We start from the raw sequence: 25,169 nt of genomic DNA, 5'->3' as shown, positions 1-25,169 counted from the left end.
TTCATGACAAGACACGCTTTCATAGCGGGCTACGTCCGCACGCCGTTCACCTTTGCAAGAAAGGGCGCCCTTGCGGGCGTGCGTCCGGATGACCTCGGCGCGCATGCGGTGAGAGCGTTGCTGGAGCGGACCGGCGTTGCCGGCGAAGAGATCGAGGACGTCGTCTGGGGATGTGCGTTTCCCGAGGGCGAGCAGGGGCTCAATATCGGCCGCGTCGTCGGCCTGCAGGCGGGCTTGCCGGAGACCACAGCCGGCGTGACCGTCAACCGCTGGTGCGGCTCGTCCATCCAGGCGGTCCAGGTCGCCGCGGGCATGCTTTTGATGAACGCCGGCGATGCTTTTATCGCCGGCGGCACGGAGAGCATGTCGAAGGTGCCGATGATGGGCTTCAACGTGCTTCCCCACCCTTCATGGTCGGACGAGCAGGTCGAGGACTTCGTCAATGTGGGCATGACGGCCGAGCGCGTCTCCAGGCAATTCGGAATCACGCGCGAGGACCAGGATCGCTTTGCCCTCGCGAGCCAGGCCAAGGCACGGGCGGCGCAGAAGAAGGGGCTGCTGGCGCAGGAGATCGCTCCTTATCCGCTCGGCGACACGACGGTCGCCGAGGACGGCTGCGTGCGCGAGACTACGCTCGAAAAGCTCGCCGAGCTGAAGACGGTGTTCCTCAAGGACGGGACGGTGACGGCCGGCACCTCCTCGCCGATGACCGACGGAGCCTCGGCGCTGCTGGTCTGCAGCGAGGAATTTGCGAAGCGCCATGGGCTGGAACTTCTGGCCCGCGTGGAGAGCTTCGCCGTCTCCGGCTGCGCGCCGGGCATCATGGGCATGGGACCTGTCGAAGCTTCGCGCAAGGCCATGGGCCGTGCCGGCCTGACGATGGCGGACATCGATATCGTCGAGATGAACGAGGCCTTTGCCGCCCAGGCGGAAGCCTGCCGCAGGCAGCTCGACATTCCGCATGAGAAGCTCAACATCGATGGAGGCGCAATCGCGCTTGGTCATCCACTCGGCGCGACCGGCGGCCGCCTCGTCGGCAAGGCCGCATCGCTGTTGCGGCGCGAGAAGGGCAGGCGGGCGCTCGCCACCCAATGCATCGGCGGGGGCATGGGCATCGCTATGGTCCTGGAGGCCGCATGAACGCCGTGGCCAGGATTTCAGCCGCCGCGGGGGTCGAGCGCATCGGCCTGCGTCGTGCCGTCGTGATCGGGGCCGGCTCGATGGGCGGCGGCATCGCCGCGCAGCTCGCCAATGCCGGCATAGCGGTCGACCTGCTCGATGTACCGGGATCCGATCCGGCCAGCAGGAACGATCCGGCGCAAAAGGGCGTCGAGCGCCAGCTCAAGGTCGGCGGCTTCATGACGCCTGCCGCGGCCGGGATCGTGCGTCCAGGCAACATCGCCGACGACATGCCGCGCCTGGCGGAGGCGGACTGGATCGTCGAGGCGATCGTCGAGGAGGTCGGCGCCAAGCGCGCGCTGTATCGCCAGATCGACGCGGTGCGCAAGAAGGGCTCGCTGGTTTCGTCGAATACCTCGACGATCCTGCGCGAGGCACTCCTGGACGGGATGCCGCGCGAGTTCGCGTCCGACTTCGTCATCACGCATTTCTTCAATCCACCGCGCGTGATGCAACTCGTGGAAATCGTCTCGGGCGACGAAAACCCGGCCGCGATCATAGGCACTGCCAGGGACTATTGCGAAACGGCTCTCGGCAAGACGACTGTCGACTGCAGGGACACGCCCGGATTCATCGCCAACCGGATCGGCTGCTACGCGCTGGCGGTCGCGGCCATAGAAGCCATTCGGCAGGGCGTGAGCGTCGAAGAGGCGGACGCCGTCATGATGGCTTTGGGAGCGCCGCGCACTGGGGTCTTCGGTGTTCTCGACCTGATCGGCCTGGACCTCATCCCGCATGTCTGGGGCAGCCTGATGTCGGCGCTGCCCGGTGCGGACGACCTGCAGAATTTCGACCTGCCAGGCACGAAGCTGGTTCAGGACCTGCTGGCAGCGGGACGCCTTGGCCGCAAGAGCGGCGAGGGTTTCTACAGGCTGACGCCGCAAAAGACCAAGCAGGCGCTGGATCTCGCGACCCAGGACTATCGTGATGCGCGGCCTTTCGACCTCCGGCAGTTGCCGGGCGACGGAAAGGATCTTGCAGCGCTTCTCGAAAGCGACGAGCGGCTTGGACGCTATGCCTGGACGGTCTTCGCCAACCTCGTCGGCTATGTCGACAGGATAGCCGACGACATCAGCCTCGACCGCAGCGACATCGATCGTGCGATGATCCTCGGCTATGGCTGGTCGCAGGGCCCGGTGGCGCTGGCCCGGCGCTATGATGGCGCCCGGCTTGCCGCCCGGTTTACCGCCGAAGGCCGCGCCTTGCCGGCGCGGCTGCTCGAGACGGCGCCCGTCCGCGCCGGACGCGGCACGACCGCCCCGGCGTTGTCGATCGCCTCGCTCCGCGAGCAAGGCAAGGCGGTCGTCGAGAACGAGGCGGCCTCGCTCTGGGACATGGGCGAAGGCATTGCGTGCCTTCAATTGCACACGAAACTCAACAGTTTCGCGCCGGCTGTCTTCAGCGTGCTGGAAGCCTCGCTGGAGCATGTCCGTTCTTCGTTCTCGGGCCTCGTCCTCGGCAATGACGATCCGCGCGCTTTCTCGGCGGGAGCCGATCTGCGGGCCTTTCTCGGCATGATCGAGCGCAAGGACTGGGTAGCGCTCGATGCCTATATCGAAGAGGGCCAGGACCTGTTCCTGCGCATGAAATACGCGCCGTTTCCGGTGGTCGCCGCCGCGCATGGCCTGGCGCTCGGCGGCGGCTGCGAGTTCATGCTCCACTGCGACGCGATCGTCGCCCATGCCGAGCTGAACGCGGGGCTGCCCGAGACCAAGGTCGGCATCATCCCCGGCTGGGGCGGCGGCACCCAGCTGCTCAGGCGCGCGGCGCTGAACCCGTCTGTTCCGCGCGGGCCGGCTGCAAATGCCGCGGCCGTCTTCGACGTGATCTGGCGCGCCGCGGTCTCGACGTCGGCGCTCGACGCGCGCGGCCTTGGCATGCTGGTGCCTGCCGATCGGATCGTCATGAACCGCGCCCACCTTCTCGGCGCCGCCAGAAGCTTTGCGATGGAGCTCGCCCGCAACTACGTCGCGCCGGAACGCGCGTCGATCGCGGTTGCCGGACGCTCAGGCTATCTGTCGCTGACCAACAGCGTCCGGGCCTCCCGCAATCTCGGCCAGATCAGCGACGCCGACGTCGCCATAGCCGAAGCCCTGGCCGGCGCGCTTACCGGCGGCGATACGGCAGCGGCGCATCTCGACGAGACGCAGATCATGACGCTCGAGCGCAAAGCATGTGTCGGACTGGCCAAGCTTCCGGCGACCGCCGCGCGCATTGAGCACATGCTCAAGACTGGCAAACCCTTGCGCAACTGAAAGGCCGCGATGTCCCGCTACGACGAGCTGATGGCTTTCCGGTTTCCGGAGATCGTGCACGACTATGGTGCGCGTGAGACCATCCTCTACGCGCTGGGCGTTGGGGCCGGCGATCCGCCGGACGATCCCGGGGAACTGCGGCATGTCTACGAGAACGGCCTGATCGCGCTGCCGACCATGGCGGTCGTTCTTGCCTATCCGGGAAACTGGTATCGCACGCTCTCGCCCGGTCTCGACGACACGCTGACAGTGCACGCTTCGGAGCGCTTCGAACTCCATCGACCGTTGCCGGTCGCCGCCTCACTTGTCGCAACGCCGAGGATCGTCGCGATATATGACAAGGGAGCCGGCCGGGGTTCGCTGGTCGTGAGCGAAAGGGTGATTGCGGACCGGTCGACCGGCGAGGCCCTCGCGACGGTTACCCAGACCGCGTTCTGCCGAGGTGACGGCGGCCTGGGCGGGCCGGTGATCGCGCCGCCCAAACCGCATCAGCTTCCCGACCGGAATTCGGACGCGACCGTCGACATGCCGACCTCATTGCGGTCGGCGCTGATCTATCGCCTTTCCGGCGACGACAATCCGCTGCATGTCGATCCGGAGTTCGCCCGCGCGGCCGGGTTCCCCAGGCCCATCCTGCATGGTCTTGCCACCTATGGCCACATCGGGCGCGCGATATCGAAGGCCTTGCGCGGCGATAGTTCGGCCTCGATCAAGACGATGGACTGCCGCTTCACGGCACCGGTGTTTCCAGGCGACGTCCTGTCCATCTCGCTTTGGCGCGACGGCCATGTCGTCAGCTTCAGGGCCAAGGTGGGCGAACGCGTCGTGGTCGACAACGGCCTGGCCGCCTTGGAGTGAAAAATCGCAGGAGGCTTGGGAATGAGAGCGATGTCGATCTTGGGAGAGGATGACGATGGCCGATCGCGCGAGCGTATCTGAGGCAATCCACGGCAACCACGCAGGCATCGGAGCGCCCATATTCCGAACGCCTTCGAACGCGTTCAGCGTGAAGATCCCGAAAGTGCCTTGTCATCTCTTCGAGGAAGAGCGGTTGGCGGCTCTCGATGATGCCACGCCGGCGGGCGCTATCGCTCTCGATCTGTCGGCGCGTTTGGGGTTGGCTTATCCGGCAACCACTCCCAGCCTGCTGGCGCGATACCTGATCCTCGACGACAGTTCCGCGCTCGAGCTCTCCACCAACGCCACCGGCGAAATGTACTATGTGGCCTCCGGCCATGGCGCTTCGAGCAAGGGCGACGTCAAGCTCGAATGGCAGGCCGGAGATGTGTTCTGCATGCCGGGCGGCGGAGTCACAACGCACAGAGCCGGGCGCGGGCGCGGGCGCGCGCTGCTGCTGCAATGCACCGACGAGCCGATGCTGAACTTCCTCGGGGTTCGGCCCAGGGATCCGGCCGACGGCGTGATAAAGCCGACGCTTTACAGAGGCTCCGAGATCGACCTGATCCTCAAGGATGTCCACTCGCGGGCCGGAACGGATGTCGCCGGCAAGGCGGTTTTCTGCACAACACCCATAAGCGAGGCGACCAGCACCGTCACGCCAATGATGGTGGGCGTAATCAACACCCTTGAAGCCGGTGGCGATCAGCGCGCCCATCGCCACAACGCGGTGGCGCTGACGTTCTGCATCCAGGGCGAGGGGTGTCATTCCGTCATCGAAGGCCAGCGCGTCGATTGGCGCAAATTCGGCGTCATGGTCACGCCGCCCACCGAAGCCCACTCGCATCACAACTGCGGCCAGGAATTGATGCGCAGTTTTGTCATGCAGGATTCCGGTCTTTACTACCACACGAGGGCGGTCGGCTTCGCTTACTGCGATTAGAACACGGCGGGGGTCGCGGCAGCGACGGAGCCGGACCCTCGGCCCGGCCGGCTCAGAGCTGTCCGGAGGATTCGATCAGGTCGACCGCGCGGCGGGCGAAGATCGGAGCCAGCTTGCCCACGGCGGCGGCGTTTTGCGAGGCCGCGTTTCCAGCCTTGGCGCGCGAGGCGATGCCCTGAAAGATGACGGCATTTCGAAACAAGGCCAGCACGATATGGAAAACCTCCAGCCGGTCCGACTGGTTGGAGGCCTCGTAATAGGCGCGGGAGAATTCCGAAAGCGTCGGCAGTCCGTGGTCGGCGAAGTCCAGGCCGAGAATGCCGCCATATTCCTCGGGCGTGACATACCAGCTGTAGATGCAGCTATGCGCAAGGTCCGCCATCGGATGGCCGAGTGTCGAAAGCTCCCAATCAAGCACCGCCACGATGCGCGGCTCCGTCGGGTGGAACATCAGATTGCCGATGCGGAAATCGCCATGAACGACAGTGGTTTGGTCGTTCGCGGGTAGATTCGCTGGCAGCCACTCGACCAGCCGGTCGATTTCCGGCAGGTCGTGCGATTTGGAGAGATGCCACTGATGGGTCCAGCGGGCGATCTGACGCGAAAAAAAATTGCCGTGTTTGCCGAACGTGGACAAGCCGGCCTGCTCGAAGTCGACTTTGTGGATCGCGGCAAGCATCCGGGCCGCGGAGCGATACATCTCGAAGCGTTCGGACCGAGGCGCCCCGGCGAGCTGGCTGTCATGGAAGATGCGCCCGTCGACGCGCTCCATGACGTAGAAGGATGTCCCGAATACATCTCCCGCCTCGTGGTAAAGCAGGACGGGCGGCACCGCGATCCCGACCTTTCCGAGGGCTTCCAGGACCCTGAATTCCCGATCCACGGCGTGGGCGGACGGCAGGACCGGCCCGTCGGGCTTCTTCCTTACAACGAGCCGGCGATTGTCGAAATTTGCAAAGAAAGTCGGATTGGATTGTCCTCCCGCGACGGGTTCCAGCCGAAGGTCCCCCGAAAGTCCCGGGATTTCCGATCTCAGGAATTGTTCGAGCCGTTTGGTAGGATTGGTCACAAGAGGCCTGCTGCTAATGTTCGATTGTCGGACAATAAATAAGTGCCAACAGACCGTCAATCCGACAATCCGCCTTAACAAGGGCATTGACGAATGCGCTATGAAGCCGGATTATCGGTTTGTCGGACAAGGCTGGAGCCCGAACTATGTCAGATTCGATGATTTCCGTGCTCAGCCTTGAACCGGGAGGGCCTGAATCCCTGGTTTTGGCGGAGCGGCCGGTTCCTTCGCCAGGGCCGGGTCAGGTCCGCATCCGCGTTCATGCCATCGGCGTGAACTATCCGGACCTGCTGATCATCGAGGACCGCTACCAGTTCAAGCCGGCTCGTCCCTTCTCACCGGGAGCCGAAGTTTCCGGGATCATCGATGCAATCGGCCCGGGGGTCGGCAACTTCGTTCCGGGGCAGCGCGTCATGGCGATGCTCGGCTGGGGCGGCATGGCCGAATATGTGTGCGCGGAAGCCCAGCGCTGTTCCTTGATGCCCGATTCGATGCCGTTCGAGGACGGCGCGGCCTTCCTGATGACCTACGGCACCTCCTACCATGCGTTGAACGATCGGGCCGGGCTGCGGCCCGAAGAGACGTTGCTCGTCCTCGGCGCCGCCGGTGGCGTCGGGCTCGCGGCCGTCGAGCTTGGCAAGGCCATGGGGGCCCGGGTGATCGCGGCGGCGTCGAGCGAGGGCAAGCTTGCCGCGACGCGCTCGCTCGGTGCCGACGGCACGGTTCTTTATGAAACCGGCGCACTGGGGAAAGACGGACAGAAGCGCCTTGCAGGCCAGTTCAAGACTGCATGCGGAGAACAAGGCGCCGACGTCGTCTACGACCCGGTCGGAGGCGAATATACCGAGCCGGCTCTGCGCGCGATCGCGTGGGAGGGACGCTATCTTGTCGTCGGATTCCCGGCGGGCATCGCAAGCATACCGCTCAACCTGCCCCTGCTGAAGAGCTGCGATATCCGCGGCGTGTTCTGGGGCGCGGCGATCGAGCGCGACGCGGCGCGCCACGTCGAGGCGGTGAGCGAATTGCTCGCGTTCTATGCCGCCGGAAAAATCAAACCGTCGATACACCGCCTTTTTCCCCTTGCGGACACTGCCGAGGCTTTGAAGCTGCTCGCCTCCAGGACCGTGACGGGCAAGGTGGTCATCACGGTTCCATAAAAGGACATGGCCGAAGCACGTCGGCCGCTAATTTCCAAGGGAGGTCAAAAATGCCGGTTCCAGCGATGCGTCATGAGGTTCGCTACGGTGAACGCATAGTGCGCTGTTTCGTCGACAGGCCGGGCAACATGGACGAGATGTTCCGCAGTGCCGTGCAACGCGCGCCCGACCGGATTGCCCTGGTGTTCGAACAGCAGCGGGTTACCTACCGGGAACTGGATGCGAAGGCGGAGCTGGTTGCACGAAACCTGATCCATGCGGGATTCAAGAAGGGGGATCGCCTGGCGCTGCTGCTCGGAAACGGCCTCGAGTTCGTCTACTCGATCCTGGGGGCGGCGCGCGCCGGCCTGATCTCCGTGCCGATGAATATCCGTCAGAAGCTTCCGGAGGTCGAATTCGTCCTCAATCAATGCACGGCTTCCGGGATCATCTATGACGCGGAATACGAGGCGAATGTTCCGACGGGCGAAGCGGTCGGCTCGCTGCGCCATGCCTACGTCGTGGGAGACGGCCGCGGCGAGCCTTTCGGCGACCTGTTTGGCGAACGCCCGGCCGTGGCGTTTCCCGATGTCGCCGAGGAGGATACCTACTGCCTGCTCTACACATCCGGCACCACCGGCAAGCCCAAGGGAGCCATGCTCACCCATGTGAGCACGATCCATACATTGCTCCACTACCAGCACGGCTTTGCGATCGCTGAAGGCGATATAGCGATGCTGGCCGTGCCGGCCTCGCATGTGACCGGGCTTGTCGCCATCATCCTGACCGCGATGCGCGTCGCGGGCTGCACCGTGATCCAGCGCGCCTTCAAGGCACGCCCGTTCCTCGAGCTTGCCTCCCGCGAGAAGATCAACTTCACCGTCGTCGTCCCTGCCATCTACAATCTGCTGCTGCTCGATCCCGATTTCATGCAGTTCGATCTCTCCAACTGGAAGGTCGCCGGGTTCGGCGGAGCGGCAATGCCGGAAGCCACGATCGAGCGCCTGGCGGCCGCGCTGCCCAACCTTACCTTGTGCAACGTCTACGGTTCGACCGAAACAAGTTCGCCCGTGACGATGATGCCGCTCGGCGACATCACCAAGGCGCCGAGTTCGGTGGGCAAGGTCCTGCCTTGCGCCGACATCATCGTCGTCGACGATCAAGGGCGCGAGGTTGCGTCAGGGCAGAGCGGCGAGTTGCTGATCGGCGGCGCCGTCGTCGTTCCCGGATATTGGGACAATCCCGCTGGCAACAAGGCCGGTTTCGTCATGGGCTACTGGGTGTCCGGCGACATCGGGTCGAAGGACGAGCAGGGCTATGTCTACGTCTTCGACCGCAAGAAGGACATGATCAACAGGGCCGGCTTCAAGGTCTACTGCATCGAGGTCGAAAGCACGCTCGCCCATATACCGGGCCTCGTCGAAAGCGCGGTCGTCGGCAAGCCGGATCCGATCCTGGGCGAACGGGTGCATGCCTTCATCTACAGCGACGGCTCGCTCAGCGATGAGGCCGCCGTCAAGAATTTCTGCGCCGAGCGCCTGTCCGACTACAAGGTGCCGGACGGCGTGACCTTCCTCAAGGAACCGTTGCCCCGCAACGCCAACGGCAAGGTCCTCAAGAATGCACTGCGCGCCCTGATCACCGGATAGGCGGTCGAGGTCGCGTGTTTCAGCGCCCTGAAGAAATCCTCGATCGGGCGCCATGACGGAAAGGAAGATGATGAACTTCGAACATTCACCAAAGGTCCAGTCCTTCAGGACGGAACTCGACCGGTTCATGGAAGACCACATCCTGCCCAAGGACCGGCGGTGGCATGAAATTGCCCACTCCGGCGCCTACCCGAGCGAAGTGGTCGAGCCGCTGAAGGAAAAGGCCAGGAGCGCAGGGCTCTGGAACCTGTTCCTTCCCGCGCTCCGTCAAGACGAACCGGGGACGGCGCTCAGCAACGTGGACTACGCGCCTCTCGCCGAGATCATGGGACGCGTGCCCTGGGCCTCCGAGGTGTTCAATTGCAGCGCGCCGGACACGGGCAACATGGAAATTCTCCACATGTTCGCCACGCCCGCCCAGCGGGAGCAATGGCTCAACCCGCTGCTGCACGGCAAGATACGGTCAGGCGTGTCCATCACCGAGCCGGACGTGGCATCGTCGGATCCGACCAACCTTGCCACCACGATCGATCGCGACGGCGACCATTTCGTCGTCAACGGCCGCAAATGGTTCACCACCGGCGCGCTGCATCCGCTCTTCGCCTTCACCCTGGTTTTCGGCATCTCGGACAAGTCGCCGGATGCGCCGAAACACGGCAGGCACTCTTTCGTGATCGTCCCGGCCGGCACGCCCGGATTCAGCGTCGTGCGCGATGTCACCTTGATGCACCACCATTCGCCCGAAGGGCATTGCGAGGTGCGCTTCGAAAATGTCCGCGTGCCGGTCGCCAACCTCCTCGGGGAGGAGGGGGCGGGGTTCGCCATCGCCCAGGCCCGCCTGGGGCCGGGCCGGATCCATCATTGCATGCGCACCATCGGCCAATGCGAGCTCGCCCTGGAACTGATGTGCGATCGCGCGCTCAGCCGATCCACCTTCGGCAAAGCCCTCGCGGACAATGCCAACATCCAGGACTGGATTGCCGAATCCCGCATCGAGATCGAGCAGGCCCGGCTGTTGAACCTGAAGGCGGCCTGGCTTATGGACGTCGCCGGGAACAAGGCCGCCAAACGAGAAATATCGGCGATCAAAGTAGTTGCCGCTCGTCTGCAGACAAGAGTTGCCGACCGGGCAATGCAGGTCTTTGGAGCAAAAGGATTGACTTCGGATACTCCGCTTGCATTTCTGTGGACTTGGGGCCGGGCGCTGCGCTACATCGACGGGCCTGACGAGGTTCATTTGCGCGGCATCGCCCGCGACGAATTGAGGGCCGCGAAAATGCGCGGGGCAGCGGCGAGTTCCGCCAAAGACGTGTCGCCCGCGATTTGAGCAAGACGACTGCGGATACTGCGGCCACCAAAGGCATAAGAATGCTGAAAATCGAAAAATTGAGCGTCCCGCCGGCATATCAGGTCGTGTCGAACGAGTTGAGGCGCCACATTCTTGCCGGCTCGCTGAGACCGGGCGATCCGTTACCCAGCGAAGTCGAACTCGCCGCCCGGTTCGGCGTCAACCGCTCGACCGTGCGCGAAGGCATACGCCAGCTCGAAAGCGATGGCCTGGTCAGGCGCGAGGGGCGCAAGCGGCTCCTCGTGACGATACCGGATCATTCGGATCTGACACCGCGCACGACGCGAGCCCTCGTCATGCGCGCCGTGACCTTCGGGGAGCTTTGGGATGTGTCGCGGGTGCTTGAGCCTCTCGCAGCCAGGCTCGCCGCGGAAAACATCTCGGAAGCGGAACTGGACGCCCTCAAGCAAAATCTCGCGGCAACGAAGCAGGCTGTCGAGCAAGGGCAATCGCCGGGCATTCTCGACCTGGAGTTCCACACGCTGCTGTCGGAGGCCGCACACAATCATGCGCTGCTTTTGTGCCGGGAGCCTGTGGGCCGGTTGCTCTATCCCGCGTTCGAGCAGATCCAGCCCCAGCTTCCCCAGGCTGCCGGTCGCCTCATAAAAGCGCATACGGAGATTGTGGAGGCGCTGGAGCGTCGGGATCCCCGGCACGCCGAGCTCTGGGCCGCCAAGCACATCGAAGACCTGAAGCGCGGCTGGCTGATGGCGAAGCTGCCGCTCGATAACCAGATCGACAGGTCACTCACCAGCTGATTTCGCCTTTCGCGCGGCGCGTGCGGCAAAGAATTCTTCGATCGCGGTCTGGAAGGCGGCGGTCTCGGCGCATGCCATGAAGGCGGTTCGTTCCTGCTCCAACTGATCCTCCAGCGCTCTATCGAAATTTTCACGCAAGAGACGCCGGGTACGGACCAGGGCCTCGCGGTTCCGGCCGGACAGCCTTTCCGCGACTGCGGCTCCCCTATGCAATAGCTCCGATGCCGGCACAGTCATTGCGACCAGCCCGAAGCTCTCGGCCTCGCTCGCTGTCAGCTCTCCTTTCAGGAAAGCGAATTTCAAGGCTCTGCCGAGGCCGATCGCCCGCGGCAGGAAATGCGACAGGCCGCCGTCCGGCACCGCGGCGATGGCATCATAGGCGTAGACGAAGCGGCAATCCTGCGCGGCCACCGCCACATCGCAAGCCAGGACGATGCTGAGCCCGGCACCCGCCACCACGCCATGGACGCAGGCGACCGTTGGCTTGGACAGGCGCGTCAGCCGCAGGATGGTCCTGTTCAGCGAACGGATCGTGGCGCCGGCGGCAGCCGGCGCGTCTTCGGCGGCACGCAGATAATCCAGATCCCCGCCGGCCATGAAGGCCCGGCCTTCGCCGCGCAGCAGCACGGCGCGGATGTCCGGCGCACCGTCGATTTGCGCCAGCAGGCAGTCGAACTCCTCGATCATGCCCAGCGTCAGCGCGTTCAAAGCCTCTTCGCGGGAGAAGGCGATCGTCGCGACGCCTCCTGCCCTTTGCAGCGAAACGAACCTGTGAGTCATGGCTTTTGCCGCTGAATTTGTCTAACTGTCGGACAAGCCGACGTTGATGGCGGACGCGAAACTTGTCAACTGCAAGGAAGGGCAATCCGGTGGACACTGAAATCAAATGCGAGGTCAACGGACACGTCGCGACGATCACGCTGAACGGGCCCGCGAAGCTCAACGCCATAACGCAAAATGGCATAGACGATCTTTTCGAAGCTCTCGATGAGATCGACCGCAACGATGCCGTGAGGGCAGTCGTGGTGACGGGGGCAGGCCGGGCTTTCTGCGCGGGGACCGACCTGACCAACGGTTTCGCCCTGCCTACCGGCGGCGATCCGGTGACCGGCGAAGGCGTGCCGGCCGATGTCGGTGCCAAAGTCGTCCTGCGTCTCTTCAGGATGAACAAGCCGGTCATCGGCGCGATCAACGGCCCAGCGGTCGGGTTTGGCGCCTCGGTGACGTTGCCGATGGACGTGCGGATCTGCTCGACCCAGGCCAGTTTCGGCTATGTCTTTGTCCGGCGCGCCATTGTGGCCGAATCCTGCTCGAGCTGGTTTCTGCCGCGCATCGTCGGTATCGCGAATGCCGTCGAATGGATGATGTCGGGCAGGATGATCGGTGCCGACGAAGCGTTCGCCAAAGGGCTCGTGCACGAGGTCGTCAGCCCGCAAGACCTGATGGCGCGAGCGTTGCGCAAGGCGAACGAGATCGCCGCCGACGGGGCGCCCGTTTCAATCGCGACGACGCGACGCCTGCTCTGGCGCATGCTCGGCGCGAGCCATCCGGTTGTCGCGCATCGTTACGAGTCGCGGGCGCTGGTGGCTGCCTTGGCCCTGCCTGACGTCGCTGAAGCCATGGCCGCATACAAGGAAAAACGGCGGCCGAATTTCAACGCCGCGATCAGCGCTCACGATCTCGCCTCCGACTGGTGGGCCAGCGACGACACGCCGCTATAGCGCTTTGCGTTCAGCAAAATTGAGCGGTGACCATCAACGGCGTTGACGGGCAGAGTTAGACATGGTTATTGTCCGACAATCAGTCAGTCGGTTAAATCGACAACACGTCGTGCGCCGCGACTGAATGGGGAGAGAGAGTCGAATTCCAGTGGCGGCCAGGCCTGGCCTGGCCATCGGTTCGTTGAAGGGAGGAAAAGTCATGAATTTCTGGAAATCCGCCGCTTTGGGTCTGGCAACCGCAGCGGTTGCGGCCCTGTCGGTCACGTCGCAGGCGATGGCCGAGAAGCGGCACAAGATCTATCTGAGCATGAGCTATATCGGCAACGACTGGCAGGCCGAGGCGGCTAACATGCTGAAGGCCATGGCTGCGTCGAAAGAGTATGCCGACAAGGTGGACCTGAAAGTCCAGGTCGCCGGTCCGAACGCCCAGAAGCAGATCCAGCAGATAAACGCCATGGTGCAGGCCGGGGCGGAGGCGATCATCGTCTACCCGATTTCACCCACCGCGCTCAATGAAGCCGTCAAGAATGCTTGCGCCAAGGGCGTCACCATCGTCGCCTATGACGGCGTGATCGAGGAGCCATGCGCCTACAACGTCCATATTGATCAGGCGGAATGGGGCAAGGTGACGGCGCGGTGGCTCGCCGACAAGCTCGGTGGCAAGGGCAATATCGTGATGATCACCGGCGTGTCCGGAACCTCCGTCGACACGCTGCGCAACAAAGCCGCTCGCGAGGTTTTCGCAAAATATCCCGACATCAAGGTGGTGGCCGAGGCGAATGGCATGTGGAGCCAGGCGGTCGCTCGCACCGAATTGGCGAAGATCGTGGCCACCCATAGCTGGGATACGCTGAACGGCTTGTGGATGCAGGTCGGATGCTACACGGCCAACTCGATGCAGCTCGAGGCCGGTGTCGCCGACGACAAGGTTCTGCCTTGCGCGGGCGAGGGCTCCAATGGCCACCGCGTGCAGATGCTTCCCAAGGACACGCAGGCTGCCGGCTCGAACGGCACCTACAAGCCGCTCGGCGCGCCCAGCATCTCGGCGAGCTCGCAAGCCTATCCGGGCGCTTATGCCTTCAAGATCGCCATGGAGGTTCTGGCGAAGAAGAAGGTCGAGAAAACCACGCTCCTGTCTCCCGGCGCGGTCACAAACGACAAGGTCAAGCTGTGCCAGACTGGCTCCTGGGAGGAAATGAAAGCCGGCTGCAACACGTTCCAGCCCGAGATCATTCCCAACCCCGGCTGGTACGCCTCGATCTTCTCGCCGGATCTGCCGCAGGTCGGCCTCAACGCCGCGCTCACCGGCACGCCTGAAGAGTAGTCGGCGCATGAACCGGCATTTGGCGTCCGCGCCAAATGCCGGCCTGTCTGTTTGCCTGGCGAGTGATACCGTGAGTGAAACACCTACAGCCATCTCGGCAATCAAAGTGCGCAAAGCCTACGGGCCGACCGTTGCGCTCAACGATGCGTCCTTTTCGGTCAAGGCCGGAACCGTGCATGCGCTTCTCGGCGAGAACGGTGCCGGCAAGTCGACCCTGGTCAAGGTGCTGAGCGGGCTCGTGCGACCCGACAGTGGACAACTGGTCATCGACGGCAAGGATGTCACGATCGGCTCGCCGCGCGAAGCGCATATGCTCGGGATACAGACGGCCTTCCAGGAGATGACCCAGATTCCGGATCTGACGGTCACCCAGAACATGCTGCTGCTCTACGAGCCGACCAATGCTCTGGGGCAAATCAGAAAGGCCGAAACCGAGCGGATCGTCGCGCGCCATCTCGCGGATATGGGTCTCAGTTTCGTCGATCCGCGCGCCGACCTGCGCGACCTCAGCCTGGCGATCCGCCAGAAACTCGAGATCGCCAGGGCGATCTTCCGACGCCCTCGAATCCTGCTTCTCGACGAGCCGACATCGACGTTGTCCGGCCCCGACATCACCTGGCTCGGCGACATCATTGCCAAGGCGAAGACGGAGGGCATCTCCACGATCTTCATTTCGCATCGCATGCCCGAGGTGAACGATTTCTGCGAATACCTGACGGTTCTGCGAAACGGCAAGGACATCGGTACCGCCAGAGTGGGCGAGCTCTCCGATGACGAGGTCGTGCGCATGATCATCGGCCGTTCGCTGGACGCGACATTCCCGCCGCGCGCCGAAGCGCGGCAGGCCGTCTCGCCGCCGGCCCTGGAAGCACGCTCCATCTCCGTCGGCCATCGGCTGAAGGGCGCATCCTTCACGCTGTCGCCGGGCGAGGTGCTGGGTGTCGCCGGGCTGCAAGGCATGGGGCAGCTCGAGCTTTTCCTCGCCTGCTTCGGCGCGCAACCCGTCAGCGATGGACAGCTCCTTGTGCGGGGCCAGCCTGTCGTGCTTACGTCGCCGCGCGATGCCATTCGTGCCAATATCGGCATCAGCCTGGTTCCGGAGGACCGCAAGACGGAAGGCTTGTTCCTGAAGCTCGACGGCCGGCGCAATGCGTCGCTGCCAAGCCTCAGCCAGTTCACGCGCTTCGGGTTGATCGACGCCGCCAGGGAACGGAAGGCCGTCTCCGACGCGCTGAAGGCCATCCAGGTCGACCAGAGGGCGCTGCACAGCAAAGTCGGCACCTTCAGCGGCGGAAACCAGCAGAAGATTGCCATCGCGAAGTGGCTGCTGACCGGGAGCAGGATCCTGCTGCTTTACGATCCGACACGCGGCGTCGACGTCGGCACCAAGCATGAGATCTACACTATGATCCGCCAATTCGCGGATGGCGGCGGCGCCGTTCTTATGTTCTCGACGGAAATCCCGGAATTGACCAATCTATGCGACCGCGTCCTCGTCATGTATGGCGGGCGGATCGCGCGGCAGATCGATGGCGCCGACCTCAGCGAGGACGTGGTCATCGAAGCGGCCATCGGTGGTGCCCGCCGGCCACAAGCAGCGAGCGTCTGATCATGGCCCAGTCGATGCAGGCACCTTCCGCCCGGTCCGGCAATGGCTTGTTCTCGGCGGCGCTCAGAAATCGCGGGCTCGCCGCCATCATCGTCATATTCATCCTGGCTCTGGGACTGGTGAATGCCATCTCGCCGGCGCCGATGAGCTACTTCGATTTTCACTCCCTCGCCAATGGCGGGGCGCCGCTGGCGCTGGCTGCCGTCGGCCAGACGATCATCGTGCTATCCGGCGGCTTCGACCTGTCGGCCGGCTCGACCATCTCCCTGGTCAACGTCATCGTTGCATCGCTGCCGCAGGATACGCTCGCCGGACAGGTCGGCGTGGTGCTGCTCGGTCTGCTGGTCGGCGGGCTCGTCGGCGCCTTCAACGGCTTCTTCGTCGCGTATTTCAGGCTTCAGTCGATTGTGGTCACGTTGTCCACCATGTTCCTTGTGCACGGCGTGACGCTGCTGATCATGCCGGACCCGGGCGGGGCGGTCGCGCCGGAAATCACGGCGTTCTTCTCCGGTTCGGCCATCACGGACGTGTTGCCGGCCTCCGTTCTCGTCGTGGCCGTGGCGCTTCTGGCGTGGCTCTATCTCAAGGGCTTGCGGTTCGGCACCGCCCTTTACGCCGTCGGCAGCGATGCCGATGCCGCCCGCTCGGCCGGATTGTCGGTCCCCTGGACCCGCTTCTGGGCCTTTACCCTCGGCGGTCTTTTCTACGGCGCCGCGGGTGTCTTCATAAGCGCGCAGACCGGCTCGGCCGATCCGTTGGTCGGCGACCCGATCCTGCTGCAGACCTTTACGGCGGTGGTGCTCGGAGGCACATCGCTGGCGGGCGGCCGCGGCGGCGCCCTTGGCTCCGTCCTTGGCGCCTATACGCTGATGGTCATGGTCAACATCCTGCTTTCACTGGATGTCTCGGCCTATTACAGCACGGTTGCCGAGGGCATCGTCCTGATCGTCGCCGCAATGGCCGGAGCACTTGGTTCGGAGGCGCCGCTGCGCCGCTATCTCAGTTCGGTCGGCCTGCGCCTGAAGTCCCGCGGTGCCGGTTTTGCGGCGTCGGCTGCTACGCTCAAGCCTGCGGCCCTCAGACAGATGAGCGCGCAAGACCAGGGTTGGAACGTGTCATGGCTGGTGCGCCACGCCGATCTCGTGCGCATCGTTCTGCCGGCCTACCTCGCCTTCGTGATCGTGGTGATCGCGACGCAGGTCGTCTATGGCGGCGACACGATCTTCGCCTGGAAATACTATGATTCCCTGATCGTCCTGGGCTCTTTCCTGGCTATCCTGGCGCTCGGACAGGGGACGGTCATCCTCTCGGGCGGACTGGACCTTTCAATCGCCTGGACGATTGCCTTTTGCGGCATCCTCGCCGCCGGCCTCATCAATGGCTCCAATCTGGCCTCGGTGTGGGTGATCCCTCTGGTGCTCGTCGTCGGCGCGGCGATTGGCGGGCTGAATGGCATCGGCGTCGCCGTCCTCGGCCTGCCGCCCATCGTCGTCACTCTGGCCATGAACGGCATCCTGCAGGGCGCGGCCCTTGTGTTCAGCGATGGCACGCCAGCAGGCTTCACCTCGCCAGGCTTGCGCTGGCTGATGACCGGCAAGGTGTTAGGCATTACCCCTGTCGTCGTCTTCGTGGCGATCTTCGTGCTCGCGGCGATCGGCCTGCTCGGCCGCACGGTCTTCAGCCGTTGGGTATACGCGCTGGGCAACAGCCCCAGGGCCTCCTATCTCGCCGGCGTGAACGTCCGGACCACGACGATTGCCGTCTATGTTCTGAGCGGCGTCTGCTCCGCTCTCGTCGGCATCCTGCTGACCGGGTTCGGGGGACAGGCCAGCCTCGGCATGGGCGACACCTATCTGCTGCCTTCGATCGCCGTGGTGATCATCGGCGGCACGCTGATCACCGGCGGACGCGGCCACTATGTCGGAATGCTGGGCGGCGTCCTGTTGCTGACGGCCCTGCAAACCCTGCTTGCCGGAACGACGCTGCCGTCGGCGTCGCGCGACATCATCTTCGGCCTGGTCGTTCTGGCGGCGGTGCTTGCCTTGAGGGAACGGTCCACCGGATAGCCGGGCGCCGAAATTCAGATCTTGCGAAGGAGGAGAAAGAAATGTCGAAACAAGCCGGAATGACAGGCGACCAGGATCGGAGGATGAGCCAGCTCCTGGCCGGCTCGCCGAAGAACTGGGGGCGCTGGGGTCCCAACGACCAGGTCGGCGCCCTGAATTTTCTGACCAATGCCGAAGTTCTGCGCGGCGTGCGCGCGATCAGGCAGGGCAAGGTCATCACCTGCGGCGAACTGATCGCCAGCCCGACCGGCGATCCGATCTTTCCCAGCCGCACGCAACCCAAGCGCAGCAACACGCAAGACCGTGGCGACTACGACAGCGGCAGGTTGAAGCCGCTGCCCGGCGGCGCCCAATATGCCGACGATCAGATCACCATGTTCCTGCAGGGGTCCACGCAGTATGACGCCCTCGGCCACGTTTGGTACGAGGACCAGATCTGGAACGGCTATCCGGCGTCCGAGACCATCGGTGGCATGAACAAGGCGTCGATCGAGCCGATCGCCGAACGCGGGATCGTCGGACGCGGCGTTCTTCTCGACATGGCTGCCTACAAGGGCAAGTTCGCCTTGGAGAAGGGCGACACGCTCGGCCTCGAGGATATCCTCGGCGCGGCCAAGAAGCAGGGCGTCACGATCGAGAAGCACGACGTGCTGTGCATGCGCATCGGCTTCCTGCAGCTGCTGCACACGCAGGGGCCGCAGAAATTCTATGCCGACTTCAACGAGCCTGGCATGATCTACAGCCCGGAACTGGTGGACTGGTTCCACAAGATGGAGATCCCGGCTCTGTGCACCGACACCATCTCCAACGAGATGGACTTCGACCCGGAAACCGGCATGCAGGTGACGCTGCATTGCGCGCTGATGCGCAATCTGGGCATCACCTTCAACGAGATCTGCAATTTCGAGGCGCTGGCGAAGGATTGCCACGCGGACGGCCAATGGGATTTCCTCTACGTCGCCGCTCCGCTCAAGGTCCACCAGGGCACCGGCTCGCCGGTCAACGTCGTGGCGATCAAATAGATCGGCATTGCTGACGTTCGGCAACGATACGCCACGGTCCCCGGATGTGCCTGTTCTGCGACCCCGCAACCGCCAGCCGCCTGAGCTACCGGGCGGCTGGCAAGACTGTCGCGCGGCGTCTGGAAGGGCCGGCGGACGTCATCCTGCGCGGCGGCCCCATCGTGACGATGGACGAGCTGCAGCCTGACGCCGAGGCGCTGAGCATCCGTGACGGCCTCGTTCAGTTTGTCGGCTCGCTCGACGGCGCCATGGCGCACAAGGCCAGGAGCACCCGCGTCATCGACCTCGGCGGCAGGACGGTCATTCCAGGCATGGTGCTCGACAACCTTTCCAAGGACCCGCTTGCGCTGCTGGATTGGCAGGACGTCGACCTCCGCGAGCCCGTCGGCGACCTGAAAGGGCACCTCGCCACCACACTCACGCCGCCGCTGTTTTCGGAACCGATCTTCGTCAGGCTGAGCCAAGGCAAGGATCCCCACTGTCAAAGTCGCGATATCCTCCTGATGGTGGAAGATCTATACGGACCGAGGCCGATAGCGATCGAGACAGAGGGGGTCGGAAGAGGCCTGGCAAACCGTGCGATGCATGCTCTCGCCGGCGCAACAGCCGATGCGGGCGAGCGCTGCTCCGGCGCCATGGACCTGGCTGCAGTGCTTCGGCCCTTCGCGATGCGCAAGCATCATACGGTGTCGTCGCACACGCGCATGTTGGCCAACAGCGTTGCGAACGCGCGCAACGGGGGCTTTACCACGGTCATAGACCGCGCCATCGGAGCCTACGGCGGGCGTGTCGAAATCGAAGCCGTCGCGGCGCTGCTTGGCGGCAGGCGGCAGGTTCGCATCAGTGCGGTGGCGCATCGCCGTCTGCGCGAGGAATGGGATGGTCGTCTGCCGGCGGCGAGCCGTGCCGAACTGCTGAGCGTTGATACGGCCCTCATCGAAGCGGGTCAGGCATCGGACGAGGTCGCGAAAGAAGCGCAATTGCTCGATCGCGCGGGCTGGCGACTGGCCCTGGTTGCCAACGACCCAGGCGAACTCGAGAACATCGTGAAGACCTGTACCGCATTGAAACCTCGGCCACCTCATCGGCGTCATCGTCTGGAAATCCGATTCCCGATCGACCCGTCCGTCGCGCGCCTGGTCGAGGATCTGGAACCCGATTTTTGTATCGAGAGCCCGGCGGCAGCTTCTCCTGCCGAGACGCATTCTTCTCTCTTGGCTTGCGACATCGCCCAACAGGTCTTTGCGGTGACGCGGGGAGCTGCCCGCCGGTTCGGCCTCGAGGACGTAGCGGGCTCGATCTCGACGGCCCGTAATGCCGATTTCACTTTGCTTGAACGGGCAGCGTCCGGAACCGGGGCGTTTCAACCATCCGAGACCTGGATTGATGGAATTCCTGTCTAATGGGTCGCTCCCGTCGACATCCCGTGGGGGCGTCGAGGACTATCGGTGTTGGCGGCCAGGCCGGCGGGTTCCTGAACTTAAGCCGTCGGCCAAGGTTGCATTGGCGCGGTGGTGTTCACCCCGCGCGTCTCTTGACCATCGCGGGCATAAGGCTGAGCTGATTGACCATATGGCGAGGAATCCAGGTGACGCGATCACCTGAAAGCTCAACCTCGATATCGTTCTCCAGAAAGACATCCAGAAGTACCCGTATCAGCATCACTCCCAGGTGCCTTCCCGGGCAAATGTGGATGCCCTTGCCGAAGGTGGTCAATCCGGCGTGGAGCCGGTTGATGTCGAAGCGTTCCGGGTCCGGAAACACCGACGGATCGTAGTTGCCTGCCGCCCAGAGCATCGTCACGATGCTGCCTGCCGGTATCGTCTTGCCCCGATATGTGAAGTCTTCGAGCGCGTATCTCTTCAGGAGGATGATCGGCGGTTCTATCCTCAGAGCCTCGGCGATCGCCTTGGCGGCAAGCTGCGGAGAGTTGCGAACGTGGGTCATGGCGTTCGGATCTCTTGCCAGAACGCAGAACGTATTGGCCGTTGCCAGCGCCGTCGTATGGAAGCCGTCGACCAGATTGCCGGCGAGCAATTGCCCGACGGATTTTGGCGCCACGCCCACCGCGAAGGGATCGTCGTCGCAATGCAGCATCGCGAGTTTTTCGGCTATTGCGGTTAGATCGGGATCCTTCGCTGCCAATCTGCGGGTCGCGACGCCATCGAGTACTCGCGCGTATTCGGCAAAGGCGAGATCGAGCGCCTGGAGATCGTCGGCACTGCGGGCGAGGTGGAAAAGCCTCGTCATCTCCCGCGTGCAAGCGCCGATCGTGTCTGCCTCGCTTTCTGTCAGGTGAAGCAGCGAACTCCAGAACGAGATCGTCAGCCTTTCGGCGATCGCGGATACGAAGTCCAGCGGGCTGGAATGCTGGATCTGGTCGAGCACGGCTTGCGCCGCCTGGCGGCCCACTTTCTCGAGCACCGTCATCTGCATCGGCCCAAGCCAGTCGATCAATATCCGCCGGGCAGGACCGTGGAGCGGTGGATTGAAGGTAAAGACCTGGCTGGAGATGACGTCGGCGACGTCGGAACCCGGCCCTCTTGCAGGGCTGCCGTCGCTGGCAAATCTGGCGGGGTAAAGCTTGCCGATCGGCAGGTTGCCGATTTCCGGCGCGGTTCCAAACGCCTGCAGGTCTTCATGTCGAAAGACCACGAGCTGGTTCTGGTCGTTACGCAGGAACCGTGGCTCGGGCAGTTTGAAAATGGTCCTGCAGAACTCCCGGAAGTTATCGCGGCCGCCCAAAAACCCCGCCTCGGCCAAGGAAGGTAGGCTCGCAATGTCCAAATGGTCATTCATGGTTCGGTCCGCCAGTTAGCTCGATCGATGTGCACGGAACGGGCTGCTTCGCACGAACGCCACTTGAAGGGACGCACGTTCGTATGACAAGGTCCAACCAACACGATTTCTATTATTGGCAAAATTAAATCGAGGAATAGGCGTGACGAAGGGAAATTTGCCGAAGGTCATGATCGTGACCGGTGGCGCTGGTGGTATCGGGGCTGCGATCGTCAGGCTCGCAATAAAGCAGGGCCACAGGGTTGCGATCGCGGACGTCGATATCGCCGCCGCAAGGCAGCTGGCGGCGTCGCTCGGCGACAACGCGCTGCCCCTTGATCTCGACATATGCTCCGAAGCGCGCTGGAAGGCGGCGGTGGAGGCAACATGCGGTCATTTCGGCCGGCTTGATGTTCTGGTGAACAATGCCGGCGTGGCTCACCCCGGTCCGACCAAGGACGTGCCGCTCGAAGCGCATGAGCACACAATGAAGGTCAATGCGCTTGGACCGATGCTCGGAAGCCTTGCCGTCCTGCCGTATTTCCGGGCGCAGGGATCGGGGCATATCGCCACGGTCTGCTCGATGACGGCGTTTCTGACCCTTCCGGGGCTGGTCAGCTATGCGGCCTCGAAGCATGCGCTGCGCGCGATGCATCTCGGCCTGGCGTTGGAAGAGCGCGGCTCGCCCGTCGATTTCACGATCATCCACCCCGGCGCCACCGAAACGGCGATGCTCGAGCTGGAAGCCGAGAAAGGCGTGGCGGCGGCCTTTTCCCGCGAGCCTGCGGCCCCCGAAGAGATCGCCGCAATCGTCCTGAAGGCGATACGCGACAAGAAGACGGAAGTCTGCATACCGGCCGCCCGGGGCCGCGTCGTGAAAGCGATCGGCGCCAATCCGCGCCGGCTTTTCGAGCTGGTCGGGAAAAACGAGCAGATCGGCGCGACGATGCTTGCATCACGGCGAGCCAGGCCGAAGTGATCGATCGGGATCTCGGCCGCCGCAGCCGCGCCCGCCGTCTCCGGAATCCCGGAAATCCGCTTATGATGGATCAAAATCGTGATCGCTGATGCTGCCGACATATCCGCCGAAAGAAGTCCCGTTGTGATTGCCGAAGGACAGATCCCCGGCATCGCCGCGATCGAGGACGCCGCCCGCCGGCTGGCTCCGATCCTGCTCAAGGTCCCGCTCATGGAGAGCGGACGGCTGAATGATCGCATCGGCGGTCGGCTTCTGGTCAAGGCCGAGACTTTGCAGCCGACCGGAAGCTTCAAGGTGCGCGGCGCGTGGAACCGCATATCCCGATCGTCTTCCGATGAGCTCGCGCGCGGTGTGCTGGCGTTGTCGTCAGGCAATCACGGGCGCGCGGTTGCCTGGGCCGCACGGGCTGCCGGCGCGCGGGCCGTCATCCTGATGCCCGCGGACGCGCCGCTCAACAAGATCGAGCAGACGCGCGCGCTGGGCGCCAAGATCGTCGCCTATGATCGTCGCTCGGCCGACAGGGCGGAGCTTGTCAGGCATTGGCGCGAAAGCGAGGGGCTCGTTTATGTTCCGGCGTTCGACGACACGCATATAGTCGCCGGCGCCGCGACGGTCGCCTACGAGGCTGCCAAGGAGGCTGCGGCATCGGGCGTTCGGATCGACGGCTTCGCCGCCGCATGTTCCGGGGGCGGGCTGATCGCCGGAAGCGCGCTTGCGCTGGGTGTCCTGTCACCGGCGACTGAAATCTGGGGCGTCGAACCGGCGGGTTATGACGACACATCGCAAAGTCTGGTTCGTGGCGAACGCGTCAGCGTGTCCGCATCCGGGGAAACAATCTGCGACGCGCTGCTGTCGCTGACCCCTGGAGAGTTCACGTTCGAGATCAACAGAAGGCGGCTGTCGGGGATCATCACCGCGACGGATGATGATGCAAGGCAAGGCATGCGCGCCGCGTTCGAGGAGTTCGGATTGGTGACGGAGCCGAGCGGCGCGGTTGCCCTGGGCTCCCTGCTGGCCGCACGCGACAGGACCGAAGGACGCACCTTCGTCGTCGTTCTCAGCGGCCGCAATGTTGATGAAGACCTTTTCGCGCGCCAATTGACGGAAGCCGCGCGGACAATATGAAGCCGTGCTGGGCCATCGCCCGGCGCTCGATCCAGGCGCCCCGGCCGACATCGGCGTGGCGCTGTCCCATTTGCAGGTTGTCGAGGTCCAATGCGCGTCGTTACTGACAGGCTGGTATACCCGGAAGGCCCAGTGGCCATGCCCGACGGCTCCGTCATTGTGGTCGATATCGCCGACGAAAGCTTGAAGCGGGTGTCCGCCAGCGGCGAGGTGTCGGTGATCGCCAAAGTGCCCGGAGGGCCAAACGGCGCCGCGCTCGGCCCCGACGGCAGGATTTACATCTGCAACCATGGTGGCGTCGATTGGATCGAGGTTGAGCCCGGCCGGCTGCGCAGTGGCCCGCAGCGCGCAAACTATGAGACCGGGAGCATCGACGTCGTCGACCTCGCCAGCGGGCGACTGCAGCGCCTCTATGACCGATGCGACGGATATCCGCTGCGCGGGCCGAACGATCTGGTGTTCGACGGCACGGGTGGTTTCTGGTTCACCGATATGGGCAAGCGCCGGCAGCGGGACATGGATCTCGGCGCGGTCTACTGGGCCGCCGGCGACGGTTCCGAGATCAGGGAAGTCATCGCCGGTCTCATCTCGCCCAACGGTATCGCCTTGTCGCCCGACGGCAGGACGCTCTACGTGGCCGAGACCTATACGGGACGCATCTGGTCATGGGCGATCGAAGGCCCGGGTCGGGTCGGCAAACGTTCATGGCCCTCGCCGGCGGGAGGAACGCTCTTCGCCAGTCCCGGAGGGCTCGCCCGCTTCGATGGGCTCGCCGTCACCGAGTCCGGCGCGGTCTGCGCGGCGGCGCTCGATCTATGCGCCATACTGGAGTTCAGAGGGCTTGGCAGTCAGCCTATAGTGCATCCCATGCCCGACCTCCTCGTCACCAATCTGTGTTTCGGCGGGGTCGATCGGCGGACCTGCTTCGCAACGCTTTCGCATCATGCAAGGCTCGTCGCGCTGGACTGGCACGAAGCGGGCTTGAAGCTTCACCATTCGCTTTGAGAGGCCCTGCTTCCACCCCCGGCGCTGAAGGCGCTGGCCTATCCGAAAGTGAAAAGAAAATCGACTAGCGCCGTAGTCAATCCTTCCGCCGTGCCGTATCAAGCGTGCCTTGAGAACTGGGCCCGAGCGTCATGAGCAAAGTCGTCTCGGCCATGGAAGCCACATCGGCGTTCCGCCGGCCCAAGGTGGCATCAAACAGGAGACTGGCTGAAAATGTCCTACCCCGAGCAGGTGCTGCTGCACATCGATGGCGAATGGAAATCCGCCGCTTCGGGCAAGACGCTGCCGAACGAGAACCCGGGCAGC

General features: G+C 63.9%; 20 protein-coding genes. 17 read left to right on the top strand and 3 right to left on the bottom strand.

Annotated elements, in window-relative coordinates:
- Positions 1–3 precede the first annotated feature (3 nt).
- From FJ471_RS21025 to FJ471_RS21010, 4 genes are read left to right on the top strand one after another with little or no spacing between them, the layout of a single operon-like run.
- Positions 4–1,140 carry a thiolase family protein gene (locus tag FJ471_RS21025; protein WP_140806664.1) on the top strand — a complete coding sequence of 379 codons (1,137 nt, stop codon included), beginning with the start codon at positions 4–6 and terminating at the stop codon, positions 1,138–1,140.
- Positions 1,137–3,434 carry a 3-hydroxyacyl-CoA dehydrogenase/enoyl-CoA hydratase family protein gene (locus FJ471_RS21020; RefSeq protein WP_140806663.1) on the top strand — a complete coding sequence of 766 codons (2,298 nt, stop codon included), beginning with the start codon at positions 1,137–1,139 and terminating at the stop codon, positions 3,432–3,434. Before FJ471_RS21025 ends, FJ471_RS21020 begins: the two co-directional genes overlap by 4 nt.
- Positions 3,435–3,443: 9 nt before the next feature.
- A complete protein-coding gene (locus FJ471_RS21015) occupies positions 3,444–4,292 on the top strand; it encodes a MaoC/PaaZ C-terminal domain-containing protein (protein ID WP_140806662.1) in 849 nt (282 codons plus the stop codon).
- A 55-nt stretch (positions 4,293–4,347) separates the two neighbouring features.
- The gene (locus tag FJ471_RS21010; protein WP_181179616.1) at positions 4,348–5,274 is read left to right on the top strand and encodes a cupin domain-containing protein; all 927 of its coding nucleotides are present in this window, start codon (positions 4,348–4,350) and stop codon (positions 5,272–5,274) included.
- 52 nt (positions 5,275–5,326) lie between these two features.
- Here FJ471_RS21010 and FJ471_RS21005 read toward each other — a convergent pair whose 3' ends face one another.
- Complete coding sequence (locus FJ471_RS21005) at positions 5,327–6,403, bottom strand: phosphotransferase family protein (RefSeq protein ID WP_246684781.1); 1,077 nt, start codon at positions 6,401–6,403, stop codon at positions 5,327–5,329.
- A 98-nt stretch (positions 6,404–6,501) separates the two neighbouring features.
- Between FJ471_RS21005 and FJ471_RS21000 the strand changes: the two genes are divergently transcribed.
- The 4 genes from FJ471_RS21000 to FJ471_RS20985 all read left to right on the top strand — a co-directional run bounded on the left by FJ471_RS21000 (position 6,502) and on the right by FJ471_RS20985 (position 11,234).
- On the top strand, positions 6,502–7,500 hold the full coding sequence (locus FJ471_RS21000) for an NADPH:quinone oxidoreductase family protein (RefSeq protein ID WP_140806680.1): 999 nt from the start codon (positions 6,502–6,504) through the stop codon (positions 7,498–7,500).
- 50 nt (positions 7,501–7,550) lie between these two features.
- Complete coding sequence (locus tag FJ471_RS20995; protein ID WP_140806659.1) at positions 7,551–9,128, top strand: class I adenylate-forming enzyme family protein; 1,578 nt, start codon at positions 7,551–7,553, stop codon at positions 9,126–9,128.
- Positions 9,129–9,198: 70 nt separating this feature from the next.
- Positions 9,199–10,455, top strand: a complete 1,257-nt coding sequence (locus FJ471_RS20990; RefSeq protein WP_140806679.1) for an acyl-CoA dehydrogenase family protein — start codon at positions 9,199–9,201, stop codon at positions 10,453–10,455.
- A gap of 41 nt (positions 10,456–10,496) precedes the next feature.
- Positions 10,497–11,234, top strand: coding sequence for an FCD domain-containing protein (locus tag FJ471_RS20985; RefSeq protein ID WP_140806658.1), 738 nt, complete (start codon positions 10,497–10,499; stop codon positions 11,232–11,234).
- Here the strand turns inward: FJ471_RS20985 and FJ471_RS20980 are convergent.
- On the bottom strand, positions 11,220–12,014 hold the full coding sequence (locus FJ471_RS20980; protein WP_140806657.1) for an enoyl-CoA hydratase/isomerase family protein: 795 nt from the start codon (positions 12,012–12,014) through the stop codon (positions 11,220–11,222). The two genes, FJ471_RS20985 and FJ471_RS20980, sit on opposite strands and share 15 nt — an antisense overlap.
- 89 nt (positions 12,015–12,103) lie before the next feature.
- On the opposite strand from FJ471_RS20980, the gene FJ471_RS20975 reads away from it, so the two are divergent.
- From FJ471_RS20975 to FJ471_RS20950, 6 genes are all read left to right on the top strand, one after another.
- Entirely contained in the window at positions 12,104–12,955 is an 852-nt protein-coding gene (locus tag FJ471_RS20975; protein ID WP_140806656.1) for an enoyl-CoA hydratase-related protein, read from the top strand.
- 199 nt (positions 12,956–13,154) lie between these two features.
- On the top strand, positions 13,155–14,279 hold the full coding sequence (locus FJ471_RS20970) for a sugar ABC transporter substrate-binding protein (RefSeq protein ID WP_140806655.1): 1,125 nt from the start codon (positions 13,155–13,157) through the stop codon (positions 14,277–14,279).
- Positions 14,280–14,385: 106 nt separating this feature from the next.
- Positions 14,386–15,888 carry a sugar ABC transporter ATP-binding protein gene (locus FJ471_RS20965; RefSeq protein WP_246684780.1) on the top strand — a complete coding sequence of 501 codons (1,503 nt, stop codon included), beginning with the start codon at positions 14,386–14,388 and terminating at the stop codon, positions 15,886–15,888.
- A 2-nt stretch (positions 15,889–15,890) separates the two neighbouring features.
- A complete protein-coding gene (locus tag FJ471_RS20960; protein WP_140806653.1) occupies positions 15,891–17,954 on the top strand; it encodes an ABC transporter permease in 2,064 nt (687 codons plus the stop codon).
- An 83-nt stretch (positions 17,955–18,037) separates the two neighbouring features.
- On the top strand, positions 18,038–18,976 hold the full coding sequence (locus tag FJ471_RS20955) for a cyclase family protein (protein ID WP_210242043.1): 939 nt from the start codon (positions 18,038–18,040) through the stop codon (positions 18,974–18,976).
- A 44-nt stretch (positions 18,977–19,020) separates the two neighbouring features.
- Positions 19,021–20,379 (top strand): hypothetical protein, encoded by a 1,359-nt coding sequence (locus tag FJ471_RS20950; RefSeq protein WP_140806652.1) that lies wholly within the window; start codon positions 19,021–19,023, stop codon positions 20,377–20,379.
- 115 nt (positions 20,380–20,494) lie between these two features.
- Here the strand turns inward: FJ471_RS20950 and FJ471_RS20945 are convergent, their stop codons facing one another.
- Positions 20,495–21,775 carry a cytochrome P450 gene (locus FJ471_RS20945; protein WP_140806651.1) on the bottom strand — a complete coding sequence of 427 codons (1,281 nt, stop codon included), beginning with the start codon at positions 21,773–21,775 and terminating at the stop codon, positions 20,495–20,497.
- Positions 21,776–21,917: 142 nt separating this feature from the next.
- Between FJ471_RS20945 and FJ471_RS20940 the strand changes: the two genes are divergently transcribed.
- From FJ471_RS20940 to FJ471_RS20930, 3 genes are all read left to right on the top strand, one after another.
- Positions 21,918–22,733 (top strand): SDR family oxidoreductase, encoded by an 816-nt coding sequence (locus FJ471_RS20940; protein ID WP_140806650.1) that lies wholly within the window; start codon positions 21,918–21,920, stop codon positions 22,731–22,733.
- 78 nt (positions 22,734–22,811) lie between these two features.
- Entirely contained in the window at positions 22,812–23,858 is a 1,047-nt protein-coding gene (locus tag FJ471_RS20935) for a pyridoxal-phosphate dependent enzyme (protein ID WP_210242042.1), read from the top strand.
- 132 nt (positions 23,859–23,990) lie between these two features.
- A complete protein-coding gene (locus tag FJ471_RS20930; protein WP_281408541.1) occupies positions 23,991–24,863 on the top strand; it encodes an SMP-30/gluconolactonase/LRE family protein in 873 nt (290 codons plus the stop codon).
- Positions 24,864–25,169: the final 306 nt, after the last annotated feature.

Source organism: Mesorhizobium sp. B2-7-1 (genome assembly GCF_006440735.1).
Lineage (GTDB): Bacteria > Pseudomonadota > Alphaproteobacteria > Rhizobiales > Rhizobiaceae > Mesorhizobium.
Note: the sequence above shows the minus strand (reverse complement) of the source record. Positions and strands in the feature narration are given on the sequence as shown.

Excerpts from the sequence above, each read along its gene's own strand:
- FJ471_RS21025 (WP_140806664.1), top strand. The coding sequence starts at position 4 with ATGACAAGACACGCTTTCATAGCGGGCTACGTCCGCACGCCGTTCACC.
- FJ471_RS21020 (WP_140806663.1), top strand. The coding sequence starts at position 1,137 with ATGAACGCCGTGGCCAGGATTTCAGCCGCCGCGGGGGTCGAGCGCATC.
- FJ471_RS21015 (WP_140806662.1), top strand. The coding sequence starts at position 3,444 with ATGTCCCGCTACGACGAGCTGATGGCTTTCCGGTTTCCGGAGATCGTG.
- FJ471_RS21010 (WP_181179616.1), top strand. The coding sequence starts at position 4,348 with ATGGCCGATCGCGCGAGCGTATCTGAGGCAATCCACGGCAACCACGCA.
- FJ471_RS21000 (WP_140806680.1), top strand. The coding sequence starts at position 6,502 with ATGATTTCCGTGCTCAGCCTTGAACCGGGAGGGCCTGAATCCCTGGTT.
- FJ471_RS20995 (WP_140806659.1), top strand. The coding sequence starts at position 7,551 with ATGCCGGTTCCAGCGATGCGTCATGAGGTTCGCTACGGTGAACGCATA.
- FJ471_RS20990 (WP_140806679.1), top strand. The coding sequence starts at position 9,199 with ATGAACTTCGAACATTCACCAAAGGTCCAGTCCTTCAGGACGGAACTC.
- FJ471_RS20985 (WP_140806658.1), top strand. The coding sequence starts at position 10,497 with ATGCTGAAAATCGAAAAATTGAGCGTCCCGCCGGCATATCAGGTCGTG.
- FJ471_RS20980 (WP_140806657.1), bottom strand. The coding sequence starts at position 12,014 with ATGACTCACAGGTTCGTTTCGCTGCAAAGGGCAGGAGGCGTCGCGACG.
- FJ471_RS20970 (WP_140806655.1), top strand. The coding sequence starts at position 13,155 with ATGAATTTCTGGAAATCCGCCGCTTTGGGTCTGGCAACCGCAGCGGTT.
- FJ471_RS20960 (WP_140806653.1), top strand. The coding sequence starts at position 15,891 with ATGGCCCAGTCGATGCAGGCACCTTCCGCCCGGTCCGGCAATGGCTTG.
- FJ471_RS20955 (WP_210242043.1), top strand. The coding sequence starts at position 18,038 with ATGAGCCAGCTCCTGGCCGGCTCGCCGAAGAACTGGGGGCGCTGGGGT.
- FJ471_RS20950 (WP_140806652.1), top strand. The coding sequence starts at position 19,021 with ATGTGCCTGTTCTGCGACCCCGCAACCGCCAGCCGCCTGAGCTACCGG.
- FJ471_RS20945 (WP_140806651.1), bottom strand. The coding sequence starts at position 21,775 with ATGAATGACCATTTGGACATTGCGAGCCTACCTTCCTTGGCCGAGGCG.